This window comes from Pseudanabaena sp. 'Roaring Creek' (assembly GCF_001402795.1).
Classification (GTDB): domain Bacteria; phylum Cyanobacteriota; class Cyanobacteriia; order Pseudanabaenales; family Pseudanabaenaceae; genus Pseudanabaena.
The window spans coordinates 1-9,664 of the sequence record NZ_LIRE01000425.1 but is presented as its reverse complement, the minus strand read 5'-3'; the positions used below and the strand labels follow the sequence as shown (position 1 = coordinate 9,664).

Annotated in this window: 6 protein-coding genes; 2 read left to right on the top strand and 4 right to left on the bottom strand. The window is 43.1% G+C overall.

What is annotated here, in order from left to right; translation table 11 throughout:
* Nucleotides 1-211 precede the first annotated feature (211 nt).
* Nucleotides 212-2,674, bottom strand: coding sequence for a TrkA family potassium uptake protein (locus tag AC805_RS14050; RefSeq protein WP_055075998.1), 2,463 nt, complete (start codon nt 2,672-2,674; stop codon nt 212-214).
* Nucleotides 2,675-2,991: 317 nt separating this feature from the next.
* Nucleotides 2,992-3,120, bottom strand: coding sequence for a hypothetical protein (locus AC805_RS27150; RefSeq protein ID WP_269433588.1), 129 nt, complete (start codon nt 3,118-3,120; stop codon nt 2,992-2,994).
* 23 nt (nt 3,121-3,143) lie between these two features.
* Between AC805_RS27150 and AC805_RS14045 the strand changes: the two genes are divergently transcribed.
* Both AC805_RS14045 and AC805_RS14040 read left to right on the top strand, forming a co-directional pair.
* A complete protein-coding gene (locus tag AC805_RS14045; protein ID WP_055075997.1) occupies nt 3,144-4,361 on the top strand; it encodes a DUF790 family protein in 1,218 nt (405 codons plus the stop codon).
* Between the two features lie 276 nt (nt 4,362-4,637).
* Nucleotides 4,638-6,185 carry an NAD(P)H-quinone oxidoreductase subunit N gene (locus AC805_RS14040; protein WP_055075996.1) on the top strand — a complete coding sequence of 516 codons (1,548 nt, stop codon included), beginning with the start codon at nt 4,638-4,640 and terminating at the stop codon, nt 6,183-6,185.
* A gap of 563 nt (nt 6,186-6,748) precedes the next feature.
* Here the strand turns inward: AC805_RS14040 and purH are convergent.
* Both purH and AC805_RS14025 read right to left on the bottom strand, forming a co-directional pair.
* The gene (purH, locus tag AC805_RS14030; protein ID WP_055075994.1) at nt 6,749-8,314 is read right to left on the bottom strand and encodes a bifunctional phosphoribosylaminoimidazolecarboxamide formyltransferase/IMP cyclohydrolase; all 1,566 of its coding nucleotides are present in this window, start codon (nt 8,312-8,314) and stop codon (nt 6,749-6,751) included.
* A 279-nt stretch (nt 8,315-8,593) separates the two neighbouring features.
* Nucleotides 8,594-9,271 (bottom strand): glutathione S-transferase, encoded by a 678-nt coding sequence (locus AC805_RS14025; RefSeq protein ID WP_055075993.1) that lies wholly within the window; start codon nt 9,269-9,271, stop codon nt 8,594-8,596.
* Nucleotides 9,272-9,664: the final 393 nt, after the last annotated feature.

Below are 9,664 nucleotides of genomic sequence, written 5' to 3'. Positions count from 1 at the left end.
TATATAGCTACAGTCACTTGAATTAGGACAAATCAAAACCCAAGAATTAATTGGCGGCGCGAAGCGCCGCCAATTAATTCTTGGGTTTTGATTTGTCCTAGTACACTTGGTGACAACTATAGATGTAATCACGCTAAACTGATTACCTACCCTTTTTAAGGCATTCTGAATGATTTTTTGCATCGAGATCGCATCCATAAGCTATCTCTCTTCATGCTAGAAAAAGTTTAACAGGGAGTTGCTTATTTAGTTCGTGACCCAATCGATAAGCCTGTATATCATATAGTGGCAGTTCGACGAATCCAGGCAGGGAATTAATAAAATCTCTGGCTTGATTGAGACTACATCCTGAAATATTCCTAAGAGTATTTCCCGCATCAAGGATAACGTTCGGACTTAGAGGCTTTTTGGCATGCAATCTCCAAAGACGAGGTGGAGAAGCCTCTCCTCTTTCGATAAGTCGGAGACCAGAGATCGATGCAAGTACGATCAAGCGATCGCCAATACCTAGACGAATATCGTCCGACGGCATTAGATAATCAGTATGTTCGGTTGATTTCGATGAAGAAAATTTCTGATAGAAAATAGGAACTACGTCGAAGCCATAGGCAATTTGCGCCAAAATTTTGCCATTAAGAGTATCTGCTTCCTCAATCTGATACTCAGCCACAAGAATTGTCCGATTGTTAAGACGAAATAATTGCAGCATATTTTCGCCAAAAGCTGCACCTGCAAAGGCTTCAGACGATAATTCGTAGACGCATAATGCTTTAGCATGAGGGAGAAGATCTGACAAACTTTCACTGAAGCGACTATCGTAGGTTCGCACTACCAAGCCGATTTCCCGATGCATAGCCAGAGCAGCTTCGCGAGCCATTAGAGCTACCTCAAGATTCAACATCTGATCGTCAGTCATTACTACCAAGCTCTTTGCCGCAGAGAGATTGGACTTTTCCAGTTCTCCCACAATATTTCCAGTCAAAACTGGTATCTCAGGCAATAGTTGGGCAATATCTATCTGATCGGTTATAGCTACAATCGGCTGTCCTAATTCCTCTAATATAGACGCTACTCGACGACCCACCCTTCCAAGTCCAACCAGTACAATATGATCTTTCTCAGGGATTGGAAGACGTGGTTTTAAGAAATCAAACCTCGAACTTAAAAAATTATCGGCAATCTGTCCAAGTACATTCGATAAAAACAGAAGACTTGCTACAGTAACGAGAAAACAAATTGACTGTACCCAGAATGGAACTGCTTCTGCGTCGAGTCCTCCGAAAACATCCCCAAATCCAGCTAGTAGCAGAATAACACCATTAGCGATCGCCTTTTCCCAAGTCATACTTGGTACGTTAAATTTTAGGATTACCGCACTCAAAGACCAAAGCGCAACGCCAGTTACTAAACCATCAAATATAATCTGGCGAGAGCGTTGTTCCTCTAACCAATGTTGGAAGCGATCAACCTTTTGTCGAAAATCCCCCCGAACGAGATCTCGAACGAATTGCAAAACCTGTTTAGACCTTGCCTGAGTATTATTCAAGGTCTTGTTGAAGGTGTTGGCATGGAATTCCACTTCTTCTATATAAGCAATTCGATCGCTTGCTTGCACTCTCATGTCAGGTTGCCACTGAAAAAAAAGCTTTTCTGAATCCGCATTAGGAACCCTAAGGAGGCGAAGATTCTTTTTGTGCAGTAAAGAAACAGGTAAATTATCAAACCGTATATCCTTCGTCAATACTTGTTGTTCTACTACACGTAGTCTAGTGTTGCCTATATTAAAGAAACTTAAGGTCTTTCCCCCCAGTCCCGCCAGTGCAAATGCCGTAGCAGGGAGTTCTGTTGGTTCTAACGCGATAAAGTTACCCAGTCGGTTTTTCAAAAGTTTATTGAGATTTTGTCTGGATGAGCGAACTACCAATCGAATCTTCGGATTGAGTCTTCGAGCGGCGATCGCGGCTTCAATATTAACTCCCTCGTTATTTGTAACCAAGAGAATCGCCCTACAGTCCATAACTCCTGCTTTGATCAAAATATCTTCTTTGCAGCAATCACCGATTATCAACTTCTCAATAATCTGTTTTTGCATGTCATCTATTTCCCAACTGTCGGGATTTACTTTGTCAATAGCAGTTATGCAAACATCTGCCTCTTGAGAAGCGAATTTCTTTAAATTAACAACGCAATATTGCCCTAAGCTACCCAAACCACATACTAAAAATCGATCCGTTAAGGCATTTTCTCTGTCATTGTGTTCAAGAGAAGATTGCGTAATTAAAGAGACTTTATTGTTCTCATTTACTTTTGGGATCTTGGCAATATCAATACTCGTTACAGATGACTTATTTACTTTGGTTGGGAGCTTCCATAGGTCGTAGTCTCTAGTTAGTTCAATCTGCTGAACCCAAGATGGAAAAGGATCTCCTAATTTATAACCATATACTTTAACTATCTCAATTGAGTCATCGCCTAGATCCATTATACTTTTGCCGATCCAGTCGAGCAGATGCTTGCGATCTTGAATTTGCTTGGATTCTAACAAAATATATATGCAGTTATCTTTTTGATCGGCCTCGACTTTAATTCCTTGGTTCTCAAGTTGACGATTTAATAAATCTGTTATCTCTTCAAAATCACTATTACTATTCTCGGTTACATTCGGAGTCGTCATAGGATTAACCAATGTAAGTTTAACTTTAGATTTTTATTACAAGATGGGAGATAAATTGTTAAATAAGATATCTTTTTAACTGAACTATCTATGCACTGGAAGTGCATAGATTTGGCTAGGATAGAAAGTCTTATCTTAACCAAGTAGTTAAGTCGAGCAGTCAAGTCCACAAACGCAGGTAAGAGCTCCGTAGTCGACAACATGTAATGGATATCCGCTTGACAAGAGCCAGCACTATTAGAACATTTTGGCATAACGGCAACTAACTAACGGATAAATCCCCCTTATAATATATCGCAACGCGCCAAGCCGCTAATTCAAGGATGAAATGCAACGGGTTTTGACGAAGCAAAGAATACTTCGTAAGGAGTACGATAGTCAAGTGATTTTCTCGGTCTGTGATTGATCAAATTCATCACCTTCTGAAAGTCCTGTTCTTTTAGCATTGCCCAGCAAAATTCAAAAATTTATGTTGCCTAGCGAACTCTTAATGCATCGGCTGAATGGCGAAACTGTCATTCCTAAGAGATTAAAATTAGATGATAAGACTCTGGCGATCGCTACAGAATTAATCGCTATTTTTGAAACATGTAAGGGGCAATCACAAGGCGAACTCGATCGCCAATTGCAAGAAATGGAAGGAGATACGCCTGATTATCGGGTAAAGCGGGGATTAGCGCATATTCTCAAATCCAGCTTTAGCACCTTTGAAATCCTTAGTCCCTTGGAACCGCAGGAATTGCGCCGCCGCGTATTTGAACTTGCAACGCAAGTCATTCCCAGTCAGCAAGCGACAGAAGAAACTTTAGCAAAGCTTGCCGATCAACTCACTCAAGAACTCAATCGGGAAGTATTTCCTTCACAAATCATTCAAGGGCTTTATGCTGACCTGATCGAGAACCGCATTCTGACGCAATTTGACAAGCCAAGGGCTGAAGATTTAATCCATCGTTATAATCTCTCGCAAGTGCAAGGGATTTTCTATCGAGCCAGTCATATGACTCTTAAGGTGCATCGCAACGATCCAGGAGAGTATAAGCTTCTGTTTCGATACCTCAAGCTATTTCAGTTAATGTCCTATATCGAGGGGGATGTGGATTATGGCTTTACGATTACTGTCGATGGTGCGACGAGTTTATTTGGTACGAGCACTCGCTATGGTTTGGCGATCGCCAAACTTCTTCCTGCCCTGTTACATGTTACGAAATGGAGCCTGCAAGCCACATTAGTGGAAAAAGATCCCTATTCTAAAAAGAAGCGGACGGGACTATTCACCCTTGATTCGGAATGTGGTTTAGTCAGCCATTACCCTGCGGGCAAAATGTATGACAGTGCGATCGAGTCGTCCTTTGCGGAGCGGTGGGCAGATTTAAAAACGGAATGGAAATTGGAAAGAGAGGTCGATCTCATTCCCATTCCTGGGAGCGTGATGATTCCTGATTTTCGGTTAGTCCATCCTGATGGGCGCAGTTATTTATTGGAGATCGTCGGCTATTGGCGACCAGAATATTTACGCAAAAAGTTTTCACAGGTACGTCAGGCAAATTGCGAGAACTTGATTTTGGCGATTTCCGAACGGCTTAATCTCGAAAAGGCTGGAGTCAAGGTGATCGAGGATATTGGGATGACATTGTGGTTTAAGGATAAGCTCTTGCCCAAAGCAGTTTTGCAAGCGATCGAGCCATAATACCAAGTTAAGAAATGGCGTAGCCATTTCTTAACTTGGTATTATGGCAGTAGCCAGTTATGTTAGGACAAAAACAAACCCCAGAAGAGTGTTGCGGCGCAAAGCGCCGCAACACTCTTCTGGGGTTTATGTCTTAACTTATTTGGCTATAGCTATATTCGGGTGATTTATTTGGGCAACTTATGCTTTTTCTTTATGCTTGCCATAAAATCTACGAGCGCTAATTGCAACCAAAATCTAGGTACAATTGCCATAGCAACAATACATAAATTAAGTATGGATACAGCAAGTCTCAATGCCCTGCTCAATAGCGGCGCGATTTTGCCAGAACTAATAGTCATTGGGACATTAGTACTCGTACTGATCGTCGATCTGATTGCATCGGGGCGCAAATCGGCAAATGTTCTCCCATATATTGCGATCGCAGGTCTAATCGCAGCTACTGCCGCCCTTGTGTGGCAATGGACGGGCTTAGAAAATCCGATCGCCTTTTTGGGCAGTTTTAATAGTGACAAACTCAGCATTATTTTTCGTGCCGTTATCGTCCTGTCCACTCTATTAACGATCCTCGTTTCCATTCGTTATTTAGAGCAGTCGGGGGTAGTGGTAGGTGAGTATCTGGTGATTTTGCTTAGTGCCACGTTAGGCGCGATGTTCTTAACGGGTGCTGACGAAATGGTGATGGTATTTGTCGCCCTTGAAACCTTGAGTATTTCGTCATACTTGCTTTCGGGATACACCAAACGCGATCCGCGCTCCAACGAGGCTGCCCTGAAGTACTTATTGGTTGGTGCGGCAAGTTCGGCAATTTTTCTCTATGGTATGTCGTTGCTTTACGGACTCTCTGGTGGCGAAACATCGCTAACGGCGATCGCTTCAAAAATTACCGTTAGCAATACGGCGCTAATAATTTCGATGGTGTTTGTAATTGCTGGGATTTCCTTTAAGCTTTCGGCAGTCCCTTTCCACCAATGGACACCCGACGTTTACGAAGGTTCACCCACCCCTGTAGTTGCCTTTTTGTCGATCGGCTCGAAGGTGGCTGGCTTCGGACTTGCGCTCAGATTTTTGATTACTGCATTTCCTCTTGCTTCTCTGCAATGGCATTACGTGTTCGTGGTCTTGACCGTTTTGAGTATGGTCTTGGGTAATGTGGTGGCGATCGCCCAAACCAGCATGAAGCGTATGTTGGCTTACTCCTCTATCGGACAAGCAGGATTTGTCATGTTGGGCATGGCGATCGATTCCGAAGCGGGCTATTCCAGTATGGTGTTTTACCTGATCCTCTACCTGTTTATGAATATGGGAGCCTTTGCTTGCATCATTCTGTTTGCTTCGCGCACGGGAACTGACCAGATCAGTGAGTATAGTGGCTTATACCAAAAAGATCCTTTACTAACCCTCGCTTTGAGTATTTGCCTTCTCTCCCTCGGTGGTATCCCTCCCCTTGCAGGCTTCTTTGGTAAGCTCTACATTTTCTGGGCAGGTTGGCAGGCTCATGCCTATGGCTTGGTTTTGCTGGCGCTGGTTATGAGTGTAGTTTCTCTCTATTACTACATCCGCGTCGTCAAGATGATGGTAGTTAAGGAGCCTCAAGAAATGTCTGATTCAGTCAAAAACTATCCAGCTATTACATGGACTCAAGTGGGTATGAAGCCTCTACAAGCGGCGATCGTCTTTACGCTGATCTTCACAGCGATCGCGGGTATTGCTTCTAATCCCCTCTTCTCTCTATCCAATCAAGCTGTAAAAGAAACCCAGTTTCTCCAAGCTAAAGCACCGAACGCTAAGTCAGTAGCAGTCTTACCAACAACTGCACAGTAAAAAAAGCGTCAGTATAGCTGCCGTCAACTGTATTAGGACATAAAACTCCAAAGGGAGTTGCCGCGCGGAGCGCGGCAACTCCCTTTGGAGTTTTGATTTTGTCATAACAAAACTGGCGACAGCTATAAAAAAACGTCATACCAATTCACGAAAGTGTGACAACACTTTTGTGAATTAAACACCAAACCCAGTAAGGTTTTGAGATTCCCAAAATGGCGTTGCCATTTTGGGAATTGGTATCAGTTCTAGTTAAGCTGGCAAATTTTAAAATCCCAAAAGTAAAAGCCTTGCTTAGCAAGGCTTTTACTTTTGGGATTTGAGAAAGGGTTTGATACTTAAACCCTTTCTCAAATCCCATTTCAAATGATAGCTACAGTCACTTGACTTAGGAAAAATTAAACCCCAAGAATTGAATGGCGGCGCAAAGCGCCGCCATTCAATTCTTGGGGTTTGCAGCAGCTATACGTAAAAAAAGCGCATTGCGTCCTTTTTTGTAAAATTTTAGAGTCAATGAGTGGCGGCACAAAGCGCCGCCACTCATTTTTTATTGCGTAAAAAACTACTTAATGTAGGAAATGGCGAACGCCAGTGAATACCATAATCAATCCTAGTTCGTCAGCGGCTTTAATCGAAATATCATCCCTCATGCTGCCTCCAGGTTGAACGATCGCAACAATCCCTGCCGCTGCCGCCGTCCGTACCGAGTCATCAAAGGGAAAAAAGCCATCACTAGCAAGGAAAGCTCCCTTTACATTTTCACCAGATTGCTTGATCGCAATTTTGGCGGAAGCGATCCGATTCGTTTGTCCTGCACCGATACCCAAGGTGGCAAAGTTTTTGGTAATAGCGATCGCATTGGATTTGACATGACGACTCACTTTCCAAGCAAAAATCAACTCTTGTAACTGATCGGACGTAGGTTGCTTCTGGGTAACCACTTGCCATGTCTCAGGTTTGACTGGCTCATCATCCGCTCTCTGAACGAGCATTCCGCCAGCGATCGTCTTCACGGTTTCATGGGAACCTTGTTTGAAATCGGACAGAACTAGCACCCGTAAATTTGTTTTTTTGCTCAAAATCGCTGCTACGCTTGGGACGCAGGCTGGAGCAACAATACATTCTAGAAAGGTTTTATTGAGCAGATTCGCAGTTTCTTCGTCAATGGGACGATTGAGAGCGACAATTCCGCCAAAAGCGGAGGTGGCATCCGCATCAAAAGCTTTTTGATAGGCTTCCGCAATAGTAGAGGCGATCGCCACACCACAGGGGTTATTGTGTTTGATGATGACGGCACAGGGGCGATCATCGCTAAATTCAGCGATAATACTCCTTGCTGCTTCTAGATCCAATAAATTATTGAAGCTAAGTTCTTTGCCCTGTAACTGTTGTGCGGCTGACCATCCCTTAGGGGTCGCCCCAACCTGATACCATGTGGCAGGTTGGTGGGGATTTTCACCATAGCGCAAAGGCTTAGGATTATTGCAAAGTAGGGTGTAGGAGGAGGACAGGGTATTTGCAGGTTCCTGTTCTGGATTAGTACTTTGGGGATTGGCTAAATATGTGGCGATCGCTTGATCGTAGGACTGGGTATGCTGAAAAGCTGCGATCGCTAATTTCTGACGAAACTCTAGGGTTGTTTCCCCATTATTTGCCTTCAGTTCGGTAAGGAATTCTGCATACTGGCTGGGGCTGGATAATACGGCAACATGGCGATAATTTTTTGCCGAGGCGCGGATTAAGGTTGGTCCACCGATATCAATATTTTCAATCGCATCTTCAAGGGTAACATCGGGCTTAGCGATCGTTTCTGCAAATGGATAGAGGTTAACAACCACAATCCGAATTGGTTGGATCGCATTGTCAGCCAGATCCTGTTGGTGCTCAGGTAGATCGAGTCTGGCTAAAATACCACCGTGAATACGTGGGTGTAAGGTTTTTACTCGTCCGCCTAAAATTTCAGGTGCGCCCGTATAGTCGGAAACCTTTGTAACTTCAAGTTCTGCCGCCTTGAGTGCCTTAGCAGTCCCACCACTACTAATTAACTGAAAATTATAAGTGTTTGATAGTTCGCGGGCAAGCTCGAGTAGTCCTGTTTTGTCAGAAACACTCAAAAGGGCAAGGGATTTCATACTATTAACTCCATATTCATTATGGGAGTTGGTCAAAGCATTACCCTAGGGCAATTTGTGTCAACTTCCTACACCATTTTATACCCTATGTCTGCCATCAAAATCAAAGATGAGTGGCGGCGCGAAGCGCCACCACTCATCTTTGGGGTTATCTCTTAATTGATATAGCTACAGTCACTTGACTTAGGACAAATCAAACCTCAAGAGTTAACTTGCGGCGCGAAGCGCCGCAAGTTAACTCTTGAGGTTTATGTCCTAGTACACTTGGCGGCAGCTATATTAATCTATATTAATTATGACTGCTTCTTGCTCAGGTATCCAAACAGGATACTTTTGCATCACTAACTCAAACAGCGCACTCGTTTCATGCCATTGGAGCCAGCGCTGCAAGCATTGATAGGGACTTGATTGAAACCAAGCGATATCGACATAGGCGAATTGTCTGATAAAGGGAAAGATGGCAACATCGGCGAAGGTCTGACGATCGCTAATTAAAAAATTACTATTTTGTTCTAGCGATCGCTTTTTTAGTTGCAGCTCTAAAACTTGCAGAAACTCCTCTGCTTGGAGGCGATAAAATTCCTGCGGCTTTTCAGGAAATCGATTGGGATACTTGTAGCGATCTAAGGCAATTTTAAATTCGCGATCATTGGTCGCAATTAAGTATTTAGCGATCGTCATTTCGTCATCTGCCAAATCACGCCAATGGAAGGGATCGTTCTTTTGAATTGCCCAATTCATAATATCAAGGCTTTCTTCTAAAACCTGAAAGTCCTTCTCAGCAAACACCTGCATTACAGGGGTAGTTCCTTTTGGGGAAATATCAAGCATTGGCTGAGGTTTATTTTTTAAAGAGACTTCTCTTAACTCGTACTGAATGCCTGCATAAGCGAGAGTCATTCTGGCGCGAATTGCATAGGGACATCGTCTAAAAGAATAAAGAATTGGGATATACATATTAAAAGAAAATCATTATAGCTGCTGCTAGGGGGCTATGTCGGTCGATGATATTGTCTGCCTGAAAACGATTCATGGTTCAATGAAAGGAGAAGATTTTCTTGCCTTTATCAAAGATGACCTAGCACCTACAGCGCAAAGCACTGTAAATTACGACCTGAATATAAGATATTGCAGTTTTCATTTTGCCGTAGGCAAAATGAAAACTCAAAAACCTTACTAGGATTGTTTTTTGTTTTTAAATGAGTACGCACTCATTTGAAAACCGCAATAATCATGGATAACCTCAACTATAGCTATAGCCAAATAAGTTATACCAATTCCCAAAAGTGTGGCTACACTTTTGGGAATTGAAAACCAAACCCAGCAAGGGTTTTAAAATCACAAAATGGC

What these genes read in the sequence shown, in the direction of transcription:
- AC805_RS14050 (WP_055075998.1), bottom strand. Translation starts at nt 2,674, where the DNA reads ATGACGACTCCGAATGTAACCGAGAATAGTAATAGTGATTTTGAAGAG.
- AC805_RS27150 (WP_269433588.1), bottom strand. Translation starts at nt 3,120, where the DNA reads ATGCTAAAAGAACAGGACTTTCAGAAGGTGATGAATTTGATCAATCAC.
- AC805_RS14045 (WP_055075997.1), top strand. Translation starts at nt 3,144, where the DNA reads ATGTTGCCTAGCGAACTCTTAATGCATCGGCTGAATGGCGAAACTGTC.
- AC805_RS14040 (WP_055075996.1), top strand. Translation starts at nt 4,638, where the DNA reads ATGGATACAGCAAGTCTCAATGCCCTGCTCAATAGCGGCGCGATTTTG.
- purH (WP_055075994.1), bottom strand. Translation starts at nt 8,314, where the DNA reads ATGAAATCCCTTGCCCTTTTGAGTGTTTCTGACAAAACAGGACTACTC.
- AC805_RS14025 (WP_055075993.1), bottom strand. Translation starts at nt 9,271, where the DNA reads ATGTATATCCCAATTCTTTATTCTTTTAGACGATGTCCCTATGCAATT.